Here is a 16,481-nt window from a genome sequence, read left to right on the forward strand (position 1 = left end):
TAATTACATTGATGAGAGCTCTTCTTCTAATTGCTCTAATGATTTGTTTGATGTTTCTGGCAATAACTTCACGACAAAAACGATAGCTAAGTAGTTTATTACCGCAAAAATTAAGAATACCGGACCTAAACCAAGTTCTGCTTGTAATACAGGGAATAAATAACTCACAATCGCATTCATAATCCACATAAAAAAGACCGAGATCCCCATGGATAACCCGCGAATTTTAAGTGGGAATAGCTCAGCAAGTACCACCCACGTTAAAAAGCCCATCGTTCCTTGCATAACCCCAACAAACACCGCGCCAAGTAACCAAATTAATGTTGCTTTAACATCCCCGGTTAAAAAGTAGTCTGTAGCTGCAATTAATAAGTGTAACGATGCCATTAGCGCAAAACCACCAACAATCAGTGTCTTACGTTTAAATCGGTCAACAAGGAATAACACCCCTATCACCATACCACCAACAGAAAAAACACCATTTAATACGTTGAAAACTAAAGATGTTTGCTCAGAAAAACCCGCTGTTTTGAGAATTTCTGTGCCATAATACATAATAACGTTAACCCCAGTTGTTTGCTGTAATGCCGCCCACACCATCCCAATTAAAACCAATTTAAAAATCCAAGGTGTATTAAAAATTAACGCTAAATTTTGTTTATTGGCATTCGGATGACGTTTAGCTTCCGCAGCTTCAACATCTAATAACGTCACGATATCTTCATATTCTTGAATTGCACGTTTTTCAGGACGAATTTGCTTCAGTATTTTCAAGGCTTCTTCACGACGGTTTTTACTCATTAACCAACGTGGGCTTTCAGGCGCTTTCCACATACCAAATAGCAAACACAACGCGGGCACGGCTTGTACTAACAGCATATAACGCCAAACATCAGGAAGATGCCCCCAAATTGAACCGATAATCGCATTAATAGCAAATGCTGCTAGCTGCCCGATAACAATAGCAACTTCATTTAACCCAGTGAGTTTCCCCCGCATTTCAGTCGGAGCCACTTCAGAAATAAATGTCGGTGCCGTCACAGAGGCTCCACCCACCGCAAAGCCCAATATAAACCGAGCAATAAGAAGAACTTCAATATTTGGGGCTGCCGCAGATAAAAATGCCCCAAATAAAAACAGAAATGAGAGGTAAAGCAAATAAGTACGGCGCCCGACAAAGTCTGCTACACGTCCGCCACAAACACTACCTAATGCTGCGCCCACTAATAGGACACTCATTACCAGCCCTTCTGTGGTTGGCGTTAAGCCCATGTTTTCTTTCAGTGATGAAAATGCACCGTTAATGACACCAGTATCATAACCAAATAGTAATCCACCAAAGGTTGCAACCAAGGTTATTTGGTGCAACCTTTTTCTCTGTTGTTGATTGAGATTCATGATTAATGACATATTATTACCTTATTATTTGAATCATTATGTCTTACCAAAAAAACAATTTTTCAATATTTAAATAAATGTTTAATGTTAAATATTAAATAATGAAATAAGTTTCTGGCACTCTGGTTTGAATCGCTACTTTGCTAGCTTTAGGCCTGATCGATAAACTCTTTGAAAATAGATTTCGCAAATTTAAAACGATGAATACATCAGTTAAATTAAAGAAAGTAAGATTATAAAAAGCCTCAATTAATCTCGGAATATTGAAAGCCTAAAGAGTATTAAATAAAATGTAATATCAGTATTTTATATACTCATTAATAAATGAATATATTTACTATTGCGGCCAAAAATTAATTTTTAACCGCAAGTCTATAATCAAGTTAAATAGTATTACCGCATTAATTACAATTTAACTTCTTTACCTGTTTTGAGTGACTCCAGTGCTTTGTCTGCAAGATATAAAGCCAATTCACCATCGGTCCCTGTCGTTTCAGATTCCGCACGGCCTGCTAAGATATCAACAAAATGCTGCCACTCTGCTTGGTATGCTTCGTGGTAACGTTGTAAGAAGAAATACTCTGGCTTGGCCGATAAGCACCCAACTTCACTTAACAGCGCAACACTATTCTCTTTAATATTACCAGCCGTTAATAATCCTTTTTCACCATGTAATTCAATGCGTTGGTCATAGCCATAACCTGAACGACGGCTGTTAGAGATGGTCGCCATTGCGCCTGATGGGAATTTTAAGATAATAAACGCGGTATCAATATCACCTGCTTGGCCGATCGCAGGGTCAACAACATTGCTGCCTTGTGCGTAGACAGAGCAAGGCTCCTCGCCAATCATAAAGCGCGCCATATCAAAGTCATGAATAGTCATATCTCTGAACATACCACCGGAGACTTTAACATATTCTGCAGGTGGTGGTGACGGGTCACGAGATGTGATAATTAAAGATTCTGCTTTACCAATAGCGCCTTGTTGGAATAAATTTTTCAAGTGGCGAAATTGAGGATCATAGCGACGGTTAAAACCAATAAACAGTGGAACGTTATGTTCTTTTACGCTTTTTAAACACTGCTTCACACGCTCAAGGTCGAGGTGAACAGGTTTTTCACAGAAAATCACTTTTTTATGTTTGGCTGCTAGTTCGATTAGATCAGCGTGAGTATCTGTGGCTGAAGCGATTAAAACACCCTGTATATTAGGGTCTTGCATTGCTTCTTCTGTTGTCTGAACTTTGGCTTGGTATTTTTCAGCCAAGGCAACCGCATTCGGTTGATAAGGGTCGATGACAGAATAAAGTTTGGTTTCTTTATGGCCGGCAATATTAACAGCATGAACCTGTCCGATACGTCCTGCGCCGAATAGTGCTATGTTGAACATTCAAATGCTCCTTGATACCTTAAATCCACTATTTGGATATTACGGAATATACCAAATAAAACGTTCATTTCAATTTATAATTTTTTGAAAATTATATTTTTGGGCTCTAGATAACAAATGTTATATTAAAGTGTATTTTTAGTGTTATTCAGATCACAAATTGACAATGCAAGCGAATAGCATTTAACAATAAAGTCTGTGTTTGTCGGCATATTAAATTTCCATAACTTCTTTTTTTGTTCTTTCCCTACCTCGCAATAAAACATATATTTCAATAAATAAATTTTTAAACTATAAAAACCATAAAAAAACCCAGCCAAAGCTGGGTATATAATCCAAAATGATTCGAGTTGTATTGGCGATGAGCGTAACGCTATCCCCATTTAACTTGAAGTATGACGAATATAGAACGGCAAGTGATAACCACTATGCAAATAAAAACCAAAGCAATCCCTGCTAAGTTTCCAGTAACTACCCTACTTAGTTACACATCTGACTCATTAAGAAAACGAAAAACATTCCTCGACGGTAAAACACCGTCGAGTTATTTTGACACTATAAGGCACTAGCGCAATATGTTGATTAATAAAGACGAACTTTATGTTCAACCATCTCTTTAATTTTTTCAGCGGAAGCAACTATTTGAGGCTTTTTAGAAACTTGAGCCGTTCCTGTGCGCCACCAAGCTTCATAACCATCGGTCATTGTTTTCGGAAGTACTTTAATATCAATCAATACACAGCCCGAATGGGACTTCGCGTCTTTCAGTGCGGCAATCAATTGTTCCTCATCATGTACCCGATAACTTTTACAGCCATAGCTTTCTGCGTTTTTAGCAAAATCGACCTTCACTAACGGCCCATCCATCAACCCCGTCTGTGGGTTTCGATGTCGGTTCTCTGTACCAAAACTTCCCATGCCTTGGCTCATCTGCAGGTTATTAATACAACCAAATCCCGCGTTATCAAACAATAAGATGGTGATCTTAATGTTCTCCTGAATCGCGGTTTGTAATTCACTGTGTAGCATTAAATAAGAGCCATCTCCGACCATCGCATAAACCGGTTGTTTCGGCGCTGCAATTTTAGCACCAACAGCGGCGGCAATTTCGTACCCCATGCATGAATAACCATATTCAAGATGATAGGTATCTCGCTGTTTTGGTAGCCAAATACGTTGTAAATCTCCCGGTAATGAACCTGCTGCCCCCACAATAATGGCATCGTCTTCCATGTATTGCTGCATCAAGCCTAGCACCCGTGTTTGTGCCAGTTCTGTACCTAGCGTTTTACGGTATTCTTCAAGCTTATCATCAAGATGGCCTGCAATTTCAGGGACAAAATCTAATGGTCGATACTGTATACTAAACAAGCGCTCCAGCTCATTTTTCCACTGTTGTTTAGACTGCTGAATTTCATCCCCCCACTGAGCTTCATAGTGAGAATCTTTCAGCTTTATATCCAGTGCTTGAAGTGCTTCTTTGGCATCTGCAACCACTTTCAAAGCATCTAACTTACTTGCATCGAATTCCGCAACATTGATATTTAAGAAGGTTACATTTGGATGACTAAATAAAGATTTAGATGCGGTGGTAAAATCCGTAAAGCGGGTGCCAACACCAATAACTAAATCAGCCTCTTTAGCTAACAAGTTTGCGGCTAACCCACCTGTAGTGCCAATTCCACCCATATTCAAGGGATGACTGGCAACGACGGCACTTTTACCCGCTTGAGTTTCACCAAATGGAATCTGGTAATCTTCAGCAAACTGTAAAAATGCCTCGTGAGCTTCGGAATAACGTACGCCACCGCCACAGATGAGCAATGGTTTTTTCTTACTGCGGATCAGATGAACGGCTTCTTCGATACTCACCGTTGTCGGTGGTCTACGTTCAATACGATGGATTCGTTTTTGGAAAAAATAATCGGGGTAATCCCACGCCTCGCCTTGAACATCTTGAGGTAGGCAAATGGTTACCGCGCCAGTATCCGCAGGATCCGTTAACACCCGCATGGCATTAACCATGGCTGCCATTAGCTGTTCAGGCCGTGAAACCCTATCCCAATAACGTGAAACTGGGCGAAAACAATCATTAGTACTGATAGTCCCATCACCGTATTGTTCGACTTGCTGCAATACTGGGTCGGGCTGACGTGTTGCAAAAGTATCGCCAGGTAGTAATAACAGTGGGATGCGATTCGCCGTAGCTGTTGCGGCAGCTGTGATCATATTCGCAGCACCTGGGCCAACAGAGGACGTAACCGCAAAAATTTGTTTACGTTTTTTTTGTTTGGCAAAGCCTGTCGCAATATGTGCCATGCCTTGCTCGTTGCAACCTTGATAAACACGTAGATGCCCAGGCGCCTCTTCGAGCGCCTGACCTAAACCCACAACGTTACCATGGCCAAAAATCGTAAATACTCCCTGAATAAACGGATACTGCTCACCATCGACATCAACATATTGTTGGTTTAGAAATTTAACCAACGCCTGAGCGGTCGTCATTTTCTGCTTATTCATACGGGTCTCCGTTTATTCCATGGTTGGCATTGTGAAACTACTTTCATGGTGTTCTAAGCGAACACTTGCAGGCCAGCGACTAGTGACTGTTTTCATGCGAGTATAGAAGCGAACACCATCATTTCCATGTACATTTAATGGACCAAAAATAGAACGTTTCCAACCACCAAAACTGTGGAATGCCATCGGTACTGGAATCGGTATGTTGATCCCAACCATTCCAGCTTGGACATTTTCTTGGAATTCACGAGCCGTTTCACCATCACGGGTGAAAATAGCCGTTCCATTTCCATATTCATGTTGGTTAATTAGTTTCAAACCCGTTTCGAAGTCTGGAACACGCACTACGGCTAAGACAGGTCCAAAAATTTCTTCTTTATAAATGTCCATCTCAGGAGTGACATTATCAAATAATGTTGGCCCTACAAAATAACCATTTTCGAAGCCTTTCACTTTAAAATCACGGCCATCAACTAATAACGTCGCACCTTGTTTTTCACCGCTAGTAATATAGTCACAGATTTTAGCTTTGTGCTGTGCTGAAATGACGGGACCCATATCATTTTCTTTGCCTTGCGTAATACCTGGCCCGACGGACATTTTAGCAATTTGACCTTTCAGGTTAGCAATGAGCGCATCTGCTGTTTCATCACCGACGGCTAAGACTACAGATAATGCCATACAACGTTCGCCCGCTGCACCAAATGCCGCGCCCATAATGGCATTAGCCGCCTGCCCCATGTCCGCATCCGGCATTAAGATACAATGGTTTTTCGCACCACCGAGTGCTTGACAGCGTTTGCCATGAGCAGATGCCGTCGTGTAAATATGTTCAGCAATAGGTGTTGAGCCAACAAAACTAACGGCTTGGACTTCTGGCGCAGTTAAGAGCACATCGACAGATTCTTTGTCCCCTTGAACAACGTTAAATACGCCATCAGGTAAACCTGCTTCTTTTAATAATTTAGCTAATCCTAATGCTAAAGAAGGGTCTTTTTCTGATGGTTTTAAAACAAAGGTATTGCCTGTTGCAATAGCCACTGGGAACATCCACATCGGTACCATTGCTGGGAAATTAAATGGTGTAATTCCCGCACATACCCCCAGAGGTTGCATTAATGAGTGGCTATCAACACCGGTAGCAACATTGGCTGAGTGCTCACCTTTTTGTAAGTGAGGGATACCACATGCAAATTCAACGACTTCCAAACCACGAGTTAATTCACCTACCGCATCAGAAAAAACTTTACCATGTTCTCTTGAAATTAAACGCGCCAGTTCATCCATATTCTCTTCCAGCAATGTTTTAAATTTGAATAAGATCCGGGAACGCTTCAAAGGGGAAAGTTTTGACCATTTAGGGAATGCTTTATTCGCAATCTCAATTGCTTTTTTTGTTTCATCGGCACTGCTAAGTACAACCTGAGCAATTTGCTCACCCGTTGCTGGGTTGAATACCGGTGCAAAACGCCCACTTTTGCTGGATACTATCTCACCACCAATGAAATTATGAATCTGTTCCATGTTGCCTCTCTTTAGCTGACAGAGTTACCTTGTTACTCAATGTATATGAAATATTTGTTTCATTTACAACTAAATTTGAAATAACATTCAATTTATGTGATCTAGACAAAGTTTTTATGAAATTTTTAATCGCGGCTAAAAAACACCTATTTTAAACTTATGTCCATCACTTATTTATTGGCTATTTTTCCTTTGTATTGGGCTAAACATGGCTTTCTTTCCATCAAGAAAATAAGAGAACAAATTGATGTAAGCTGTTCAATTTATTATCCCAAATTCAAATTATTTTAAGATCCTAAAAAAAGAAAATTTTTAAATATGAACTAAGTGTTTCAAAAAGATTCGACTAACGCCGTAAAACAACTACAATTAGAGCCAAATTCTGGAGGTTATATGTCAAGTGCATCAAATTTAAATGAGTTTCAAGAGCAAGTTCGCTCAAGGTATGACGAATTAAGTAAACGGCTACAGCAAGTAGCACGCTATGTGTTAGATAATACGAATAGTGTCGCATTTGATACAGTTGCCGTCATTGCGAAAGAGGCTAAGGTTCCGCCTTCGACTCTAATCCGCTTTGCAAATGCGTTTAATTTCAGTGGGTTTAATGAAATGAAACAATTGTTTCGTATGAACCTCGTTGAAGAAACGGCCAGCTACACAGATAGAGCCCGCATGTTTCGTGAAATGGACGGCTCCCAAGAACTGGGAGATGACCCTTCCCAAATTTTGAAGGAGTTCGCTCATTCTAACGCCCAAGCTTTACAACAAATGGCAGCCAGAACCCCTGCTGAAGATATCGAAAAAGCCGTATCGTTATTAGCAAATGCACAAAATATCTATATTATCGGTTTGCGTCGCTCATTCAGCGTTGCAACGTATTTAAGTTACGCTCTTAGCCATTTGGAATGTCGCCCAGTACTTATTGATGGGCTTGGCGGAATGTTCAAGGAACAGATCAGCAGGATCAGTGAAAATGACGTCGTTATTTCAATCAGTTTCACGCCTTACGCTTCGGAAACTGTCATGGTAAGTGAGAAGGCGGCCCAAGCAGGTGCGCAGCAAATCGTTATTACTGACAGCCAAATTAGCCCTTTGGCAAGTTTTAGCGATGTTTGTTTTGTTATCAAAGAAGCCCAAGTAGATGCATTTCGTTCGCAATCAGCCACCTTATGTTTAGCACAATCACTGACCGTTGCATTAGCCTACCGTCAGGGCAGCAGCTTAGTCTAAGATATATGGCTCTGTAATTAAACACCTCCATTAATTCAGAGCCTCTTCCAGTCCTTTCTCTAATTAACGTAGACGTCATTATTAAAAACTAATTAAGTTTCATTTTTTTCTTTAATTTGTGAGTCTCATCAGAAAATACAAATTCTAAAAAGACAATGAAATGAAATTATTATTTCACCCTGCTATGTTGGGATTATATCTCGTGTTAGATAAAACCAAGAATAAGGGCTAAGCATGTTAAATACACACTTTCTTTATTTACTCGGCCACCTTCGTTTACTTGAAGAGCAGCATTCTGTCACGTCACTTAATCGCTCTGGTATTGGTTTAATCGGCACTGCACCTTATAACCAACTTTATATAAATGCGATAAAATGCTGCGCTCATCATAGTGAGCTAAAGTCAATTTGCCATTTGTCTCCATCTCTACCTTCTATGACTTACTTTATGTGTCAAAAGAAAAAGATAGAAGAGTTGATCAATAATGATGACGTTGACTGCATTATAATGACATCCACTTGCAGTGATGAGTTACTAAGATTTGCAATTCAGACTGCGGTATCTGCCGGAAAAGATATCCTATTGAATGATATCCCCAACTTTAGTGAAAGCGAATTGAAGGAGGTATTAAAACAAGCAATGCGCCATGATGTATTGATTGATTATAACCAACCTCTTAGCTTTGATAACCAGTTCAATCAAATAAAAGCGTCTTTAATGTCTAAACGTGGTACCGAAACAGGGTTATTGCGTATCACAGCGCACCGAATAATAGAAACTGAAAATCAATTACCATTCAATATACTAAGAAACACCATCACAAAAAACATAGAATTATTGTTATCCTTGATGCCTGATTTTGTCCTTTCATCCCCCGCTATTCAATACTCACATCCCTTTACTAAAAGAACCGATGGCGATGTATTGATGATTAATTTACGCCAAGAAAACGGTTTATTGGTTTCATTTGAAATCTTTTTCAATACGGGGAAGATTTTAGACAAACTGTCATTAAAACAATGTAATAACCGATATGAGATAAAGGAAAAACTCTCTTTTAATGAAACATATCAAGAGATTAATCAAAATAATTTTATTGTAGAGCAACTCGACCAATTTGTTTTAAGACTCGGTAGCAACACAAAACTAGCCAAAATTAATCAATGGAGTCGCGCCAATAAACTAACAGATATAGTAATAAAACAGCTAAATACTTATGGATATATTTGATTATTACGAAATATAAAGATAATTCTGATAGTAACAGTTAATATTATTATAATCACGAATGGTATAACAATACTATACCGCTTAATGTTACATTCTAAAATTACTTATAATCAGTGTATTGAACTACATGTGCCACTATTCACATTGACAACGCCATATAAAAAAGAAGCGGGATCAACATTGAAAAGATAAGCAAATTGAAATAGTGAATCGACATCAATACAACTTTCTCCAGTCTCAAATCGACTCATTTCTTCTTCTGTTACACCAATTAAACTCGCCATTCGTTCTATCGATATCTTATGGTTTTCTCGTTGTTTTCGGATTTTTATCCCTAGCATTTTAGCAATGTTTTCCTTCCCCATAATAACCTCTATTAAATATTAAAATGAATATTATTAACCGGTGCGTAAACTATCACCAACCATAAATTTATAAATTGACTTATAATAATAAAACTCTAACTAAACAAGTCATTTAAAGACAATCCATTAATGAATTAAAAAATCAACAACCATATAACATACTGATATGTATGGCTATATCGCTTTCTTATTAACTGTGATTCTGATCACGTTATTTTTATAACCTAATAGGTATAGAAAACTACACGGTAATAAGCCAACGACTTCAAAATTACATTTTCAATTTAACCAAAATTCTAGCTTACATTTTCAATTTAATAAAATTATCTTGACTGATTTAATGTTATAACCTTAAGAAATTCGTGACAATTTGTATTCATGCGTATCAATAAGTTTCCAGAACATAATTATAATAAAGAAATTTTTTTTCAATCATAAAAAAAGGCGCTTTTTTTATTTATTAGTCGAATAACAACATTAAATTTAGGTATTAAATATAAAAATTTTCATATTAGTCTATAAAGCTAAATCACCTTTTCATATTAGTGCCTTACATTAACCTGCTCTTATTCTGAATATCTAAAATTAATTATCACACCTGGCTATTTTCGGTAAAAAAATTCACTCCACTGCATTTATGCCATGTTCATTACCTTCAGTCTATACCACAATACGTAAAAATTAGACAAATTATGTAAACGCCAGATAGGTGTACTCAAGCAATCTACCTATGTTTCCACCGCCCAATACTTACTTAACTTCACATCTTTTTAATAAAATTGTCAGTTAGCATGGTATCCTATTACGAGCACCTATGAGTACTTACAATTCATAACATTGCTATATTATATGGCTTGCTATTTTGTTGGTAAGTAAAAGAGACCTGAAAGGATAATCATGCTACAAGAAAGTGTTATCAGGGAAATCATTCTCTGGATAGAACAAAATTTAGAATCTCGCCTATCCCTAGATACTGTTGCCGATAAATCAGGATACACCAAATGGCACTTTCAGCGCCTGTTTAAGAACCAAACAGGGCTCGCACTTGGTTCCTATATCCGAGCAAGGCGCCTTTCTTGTTCTGCTGTCGCACTACGGCTAACAAATGACAGCATAATGGATATTTCTCTGAGGTACCGTTTTGACTCACAACAAACTTTTTGCCGTGCGTTTAAAAAACAATTTAATCTGACCCCTTCTGAATACAGAAAACGACAGGGTTGGAAAATTGAAGGGTTTTGCTTACCTCTACGAGAGAATAAAGAGCTCAGTGTTCAAGTTAAATTGGCTCAATTGCCAGCCATCAATTTACTCGGAACTAAACATCGTTACACTAAAGATATTAATGAGTGGAACCTAAAAACGGATGAGCTACGCCGACACTATTGGATGGATTTTTTCAATAAAAACCATTATGTCACTCAGCATTTATACGCCATTCACGGTGTTGACCAAAGTACTAATGCAGAAGGCCATTTCCTATATACCACGGCTCTAGATGAACAAGATGTTGATATTGCACTTCCGCAAACAACCAACTTACAGTTGCCCGCAGGAAATTATTTAGAAATCAAGATCACCAGTAGCCTTCATGGTATAGATTACAATGATATTATTTATACTGCTTATGGGAAGGTACTTGCTGAAATGGATATCGTCCGTGGTAAAGGGCCTGATATAGAGCAATATGTCCTAAAATCCAAACCCACTTATGAAGCATTCATTAATGATTCACGCAATTTCATCCAAGAGCTAAATTACTATATTCCTGTTATTATTTAACGACTAGCAGCACCCCATACGAATACTGTATGGGATGCTGGCCTAACAATTAAAAACTCACATTAATTTTTGCCCAGAAATTTCTCCCTGGTTCATTCACTGGTACATTGGATGAATAACCAAAACCGCTATTTCCAGCTAAATTAAGGTGCTCGCTATAGGTTTTATCAAAAAGGTTATCAACGCCTGCGCTTAATTTCATATTTTCATTAATTTTATACGCTGCATTTAATGAAAATATTGTGAAACCTGCACTCTTGCTAAAATCTTTCCCCACCACATTACCATCATTAATCGCAACACGATTTTGACGGCTAACAACGCGTACTAAACCTGTCGTAGTCCAATCACCTTTTTCCCATGATAAGCCAAATCGGCTTTCCAATGGTGGCATTTGCGGTAACGCTTTGCCATCTGTACGATTTTCTCCCCAAGAGTAAGCAAGACTTGCATCGGCTTTCCATTCATCACTGAGTTTCTGTGCTATACCGAGCTCTCCGCCCATAATTAATGCGTTAACATTTTCAACTTGGCTCATTCGCGGGTTTGTCGCGCTATAACGGAAGAGAATAAAATCATCAACACGCCCCACATACGCAGAAACCCATGCATTGGTGTCTTCATGGCTATATTTAGCACCAATATCTAACTGAGTCGTTTTTTCTGTTTTTAGCTTATCAAACACATTATTGCTACCATCTGGTCCGAGTTTAGGCGAAAACAACTCCCAATAATCAGGAAAACGTTCAGTATAGCCGACACCAGCATATACCATAACAGGTGTACCAGATAAAGAATGCTCATAACGCGCAAAGCCCGCTGGCATCACCGTATTACGCCCTGAAGAGCCTACGCCTGTATTATTTTCAACTATGACACGATCTAAACGAGCCCCGCTAACAACTTTACCTTGCTCAGTCGCATGCCAAGTTAGCTCACTAAAGACACCATAATCTTGGAATTGTGCATCTTTTTTCCAGCTATTATTATTGTTTTTACGATGTTTATTGGTCTGCATGTCAGCCCCTGCACGCAGTTCATAGTCTTTCCATAACCATGTTCCCATGGTACGGCCGCCCATGGTTTCACGGTCAACTCGCATTTTCATTGGCATATTCATCATACCGTGACCTCCATGCCCCATATGCCCGCCCCCCATTCCACCGCCTGATGGAGTACGAAGCGAGTAATTATCCATAATATGATCAGCGTAATTGTAGTAAACATTTGCTTCAAATTTATCTAAAACATCACCGATATTACTCTTTTCAAAGCGTAATCCTAAGCTTTCACGTTTAAACTGAGAGCCATCCATTCCCCTCCCTGCATAACGAGCTTCGCCGTCGCCTTTACCAGCGGTTAATTCTAATAATGTATATTCATCTGGCGTCCAGCCGATAGCAATATCAGCGTTCCACTTATCCCATTTAGAGGGAACCTTATCACCATTGCCATCTTTATAATCATTTGAACGTGATTTATTACCAATAACACGAACATAACCCGTTTCATTACCTAAGCTAATATCAGCATTACCATCCCAGCGCTCATTAGATGCCGTTAAGGCACTTGCGTTGCCTTTAATACCTGCTTCAGTAAATAGCGGTTTTTCGCGCTCAAACCGGATTGTTCCTGCTGAATTCCCAGGCCCCCATAAAACAGTTTGTGGCCCTTTAATCATATTTAATACATCAAAGTTTTCCGGTGAAATATAAGAAGTCGGTGCATCCATACGAGAAGGGCATGCACCCAACATTTCACTATCATTGGTTAAAATACGCAAACGAGACCCAAACATGCCACGAAAAACCGGATCTCCGTTAGTTCCACCGTTACGTATCTGTGAAAAGCCTGGGATCGTTTTAAGGTAATCAGAACCATCACTCGCAGGGACGGGCTGCCTTGGTGTTTTAGGGGATGTCGTAATAGTCAATGGTGAATCGACTGGCGCAGTAACAATCATCACTGAGCTATTTGAGATTGGGCTTTGGTTAATTTCAGTTTTAGCGACTGTAGGTGCTGTAAAAATCGCACTAATAACCAGCGTTGCAATAGGAGCCACTTTAAAAACGTATTTGTTCATTTTTTACCTGTTTCTTAGAATATAGGTACGCTGCTTTCGCCTCTTAGCTTGCAAATGCATTTTCAGCCCCCGAGGGTGAACCTCTTAAAAATCAAAGAAATTCAAGATGAACGAAAACGCTTTGCACAATAAAGGCAAAAATAGCAATTAAATTAATTTGTAAGATTTATCATGCTAAGACATCAGTAAATAGGCGGGGCTCTAGCGAGATGTAATGACCATGGTCTAAATAACCAAATGTGAACGTAGCGCTCAAAAGGAACAAATAGAGTCAGCGTGGCGAGTTGTCGAATAACCGCAGCAATAAATAAGATAAGAAATGGAAAGTGGACCAATAACTGACAGTAACCACATGCAATGTCTTCCATCGGAGACTGCCCCATCCCCGTCATTAACATATGATTCATTGGTGTAGAAACGTCACAATTTTCAGGCATTGGCATACTATGATGCGAATGCATCGATTGGTCTGCCATTGATAAATGCTCAACTGCACTATTAGAGCTAGGGCTCACGCAGTGTTCCATCAGCCTCATCGATTTAGAGAACAATGGAGCAATAAACAGCATAGCCACAGCCAATAATGCAAGGTAGGCAGCAAATTGTCTGATTGAAGTGCGCAGGTGCAACGTTTTTCCGTCATCTGAGTACGAATTTATAGTGCAGAATTGTATCTTATTTAGATACCTATTGTTATTGATATTTACCGCAAATGTTAATTTAAGATGAACTTTATTGATAAAATTGATTATCTATCATCAATACAAACCCATTGAAAAATCAATCAATTGACTGATTTATAGCGTCAGGTAATTTTTTAAGTCATCAAATTGTTTTAGAGGTCCCATAGAAAAGCAGCAACCACAAGTGATTGCTGCTTTTCTATTCAAATAATTCTAAAAATAACAAAGGGTATTCTATGCTAATAAATTCGCTGGGTTATCAATACAAAGGCGGTTAATCATCGATTTATCTACCCCTTTCTTGGCCAATAAAGAGAGAAAAACATTGGGTACAAACCCCCAACCATTACCGCCATTTTTTGCCCACATTTGTTTGAGAAAAACATCATGGCTTAACACAATTTGATGCCCATAACCCATTTCAATCAGTTTACAGACCGCATCCGCGGTTTCTGTCACCGTAGGTGCAACACCTTCTTTTGGAAATGAAATATCTAGCCCAATCATGTCAAACTCAAGCCAAACGCCTCTATCAAGCATGCGGCGTTGATAGTCAAAGTCTTTACCTGACGGGTCTGAGTGCGCCAATGAAATTTTAGCAGGATTAACACCCATCTCTTTGATTAAAATATCGAGAACTTCATCTCCCCGACGTTGCCAGCCTGGCATATGAATATTCATTGAAACATGGTTATTCGCCAATTGTGCTACTGATGCCGCTCTTAGACTATTCTTTTCACCATCCGTGAAAAAAGGCGACACCCCGATTTCACCAATCATTCCTGCGCAAATATCCGTTCCATCAATCCCTACATTGAGCTCATCATCAATCATTTTAGCCATAGCATCGATATCATTAACTAAGCGGTCACCTTCAAACTTTTCAATATACAAACCAGAAGAAGCAACCACATTAATACCAGTTTTAATGGCAACTTCGCGCAGTTGATGTACATCACGGCCAATAGCTTTGGAACCTGTGGCATCTACCAATGTTTTGCCACCGAGTTCCTTAAAATTATTGACTTCATAAATCACATCTTCAATTGGCTTTTTATCCATATTGTCACAGCAGCAATATGGGTCGTGCTTCAGCCCCCATTGAATATCTGCACTGACTTTTTTATCAACCAACACATGTGAGAAGTCATAAAATGGCTCATCGACAACTGTTGATAAATCATTAAACAGATGTTCATGTGGTAATGTCAGTCCCATATCTTCTTTTTTAACAGGTCCTGTCACCGTTTGGATATAACCTTTCATTTTTATACTCCTGCGGCTTTTGTCGCTTTGGCTTCTCTAAACTCAGGAATGGTCGTAATTATTGCGCCGACTAATGCAAATACTGTTCCGATAATAGTCACTAAGTACACGGTATTGCCCAAAGAAGGTAACAATAGGTCAATGAGTACTGAACCTAGTAACTGCCCTGCTGTTGAAGCAACACCGAGCATTAACAGGCCTAAACCGCGGACTAAAATTGCCATTAACGCGATTGACATCAAACCTAACGGGCCACCTAGATACATCCACCAAACACCTGGTAAGTCTAAAGTGAGATGACCTAATGCCATACGGATCACGAGAGCTATCGTCAATACGGTAAAACCAACAATAAAGTTCCACGTAATAGAAACCATCATTGAACCTGTTGCTTCTGCAACTTTTGAGTTACCTGCAGGTTGCCACCCTGCTAACAAACCCGCTAAGAAAGGCAAAATAGCTAAATAAATGGCAGAACTTGAATGCCATTGTGGTGAAACTACAAACAAAGTCGCGACAACCGCAAAAATAGCACCTAATACACGGAAGATAGTGAACGGTTTTTTCTCATCGATACCAATACCAAAGCGGTCGCACAGCAAGCCTGATAATAGCAACGCAGAAATCAATGCAGTTTGGAAGGTTGCAATACCTAATGCACTCGCAGATGCACCTTCAGAAAACACCACCATCGCACCGCACAGGCCAGCAAACCAGTTCCATAATGGGATTTTTTTATTTTTAATTAAGCTAGGAATTGCTGCAAATTGTTGCCTAGTTTGTTTCTTCGCAATAATGATAAAAAACATCACCACCAAACCACTGGCAAATGAAATAACGGCACTCGCATTTCCATCTTTTAATACATCACCCAGTTGCCCATTCACTGCAGATTGCATTGGCGATAACATACCGGCTAATACCGTCGCTATCATTAAAAAAGGGGTAGAATAACTTTTAGCACTCATAAAATATTCCTTTTGGATTTTTGACTATGAGTCATTATTT

The 16,481-nt window shown here is 39.1% G+C and carries 12 protein-coding genes; 3 read left to right on the top strand and 9 right to left on the bottom strand.

Annotated elements, in window-relative coordinates:
• Positions 1 to 3 precede the first annotated feature (3 nt).
• The 4 genes from PSF31_RS00075 to PSF31_RS00090 all read right to left on the bottom strand — a co-directional run bounded on the left by PSF31_RS00075 (position 4) and on the right by PSF31_RS00090 (position 6,834).
• Positions 4 to 1,410: a sugar porter family MFS transporter gene (locus tag PSF31_RS00075; protein WP_004913304.1), complete on the bottom strand. Its 1,407-nt coding sequence runs from the start codon at positions 1,408 to 1,410 to the stop codon at positions 4 to 6.
• A 393-nt stretch (positions 1,411 to 1,803) separates the two neighbouring features.
• Positions 1,804 to 2,790, bottom strand: coding sequence for an inositol 2-dehydrogenase (gene iolG, locus PSF31_RS00080; RefSeq protein ID WP_004262138.1), 987 nt, complete (start codon positions 2,788 to 2,790; stop codon positions 1,804 to 1,806).
• Positions 2,791 to 3,372: 582 nt separating this feature from the next.
• Complete coding sequence (gene iolD, locus PSF31_RS00085; RefSeq protein ID WP_096863201.1) at positions 3,373 to 5,310, bottom strand: 3D-(3,5/4)-trihydroxycyclohexane-1,2-dione acylhydrolase (decyclizing); 1,938 nt, start codon at positions 5,308 to 5,310, stop codon at positions 3,373 to 3,375.
• Between the two features lie 12 nt (positions 5,311 to 5,322).
• Positions 5,323 to 6,834, bottom strand: coding sequence for a CoA-acylating methylmalonate-semialdehyde dehydrogenase (locus PSF31_RS00090; RefSeq protein ID WP_096863202.1), 1,512 nt, complete (start codon positions 6,832 to 6,834; stop codon positions 5,323 to 5,325).
• Between the two features lie 393 nt (positions 6,835 to 7,227).
• Here PSF31_RS00090 and PSF31_RS00095 point away from each other — a divergent pair, with 393 nt between their 5' ends.
• On the top strand, positions 7,228 to 8,064 hold the full coding sequence (locus PSF31_RS00095; RefSeq protein WP_036958475.1) for a MurR/RpiR family transcriptional regulator: 837 nt from the start codon (positions 7,228 to 7,230) through the stop codon (positions 8,062 to 8,064).
• 234 nt (positions 8,065 to 8,298) lie between these two features.
• Positions 8,299 to 9,294 (top strand): hypothetical protein, encoded by a 996-nt coding sequence (locus PSF31_RS00100; protein WP_232062909.1) that lies wholly within the window; start codon positions 8,299 to 8,301, stop codon positions 9,292 to 9,294.
• 110 nt (positions 9,295 to 9,404) lie between these two features.
• Here PSF31_RS00100 and PSF31_RS00105 read toward each other — a convergent pair whose 3' ends face one another.
• Entirely contained in the window at positions 9,405 to 9,659 is a 255-nt protein-coding gene (locus PSF31_RS00105) for a helix-turn-helix domain-containing protein (protein ID WP_004262164.1), read from the bottom strand.
• A gap of 897 nt (positions 9,660 to 10,556) precedes the next feature.
• On the opposite strand from PSF31_RS00105, the gene PSF31_RS00110 reads away from it, so the two are divergent.
• Positions 10,557 to 11,441 carry a helix-turn-helix domain-containing protein gene (locus PSF31_RS00110; protein ID WP_096863204.1) on the top strand — a complete coding sequence of 295 codons (885 nt, stop codon included), beginning with the start codon at positions 10,557 to 10,559 and terminating at the stop codon, positions 11,439 to 11,441.
• Positions 11,442 to 11,490: 49 nt separating this feature from the next.
• Here the strand turns inward: PSF31_RS00110 and PSF31_RS00115 are convergent, their stop codons facing one another.
• The 4 genes from PSF31_RS00115 to PSF31_RS00130 form a co-directional block, all read right to left on the bottom strand.
• Positions 11,491 to 13,524 (bottom strand): TonB-dependent copper receptor, encoded by a 2,034-nt coding sequence (locus PSF31_RS00115; protein ID WP_096863205.1) that lies wholly within the window; start codon positions 13,522 to 13,524, stop codon positions 11,491 to 11,493.
• A 182-nt stretch (positions 13,525 to 13,706) separates the two neighbouring features.
• On the bottom strand, positions 13,707 to 14,153 hold the full coding sequence (locus tag PSF31_RS00120; protein ID WP_036958478.1) for a DUF2946 domain-containing protein: 447 nt from the start codon (positions 14,151 to 14,153) through the stop codon (positions 13,707 to 13,709).
• 288 nt (positions 14,154 to 14,441) lie between these two features.
• A complete protein-coding gene (locus PSF31_RS00125; protein ID WP_096863206.1) occupies positions 14,442 to 15,473 on the bottom strand; it encodes a phosphotriesterase family protein in 1,032 nt (343 codons plus the stop codon).
• 2 nt (positions 15,474 to 15,475) lie between these two features.
• Positions 15,476 to 16,441, bottom strand: a complete 966-nt coding sequence (locus tag PSF31_RS00130) for a DMT family transporter (RefSeq protein ID WP_004262178.1) — start codon at positions 16,439 to 16,441, stop codon at positions 15,476 to 15,478.
• Positions 16,442 to 16,481 lie beyond the last annotated feature (40 nt).

Origin of the sequence: Providencia sp. PROV156, assembly GCF_028480905.1 — a bacterium.
Classification (GTDB): Bacteria; Pseudomonadota; Gammaproteobacteria; order Enterobacterales; family Enterobacteriaceae; genus Providencia; species Providencia hangzhouensis.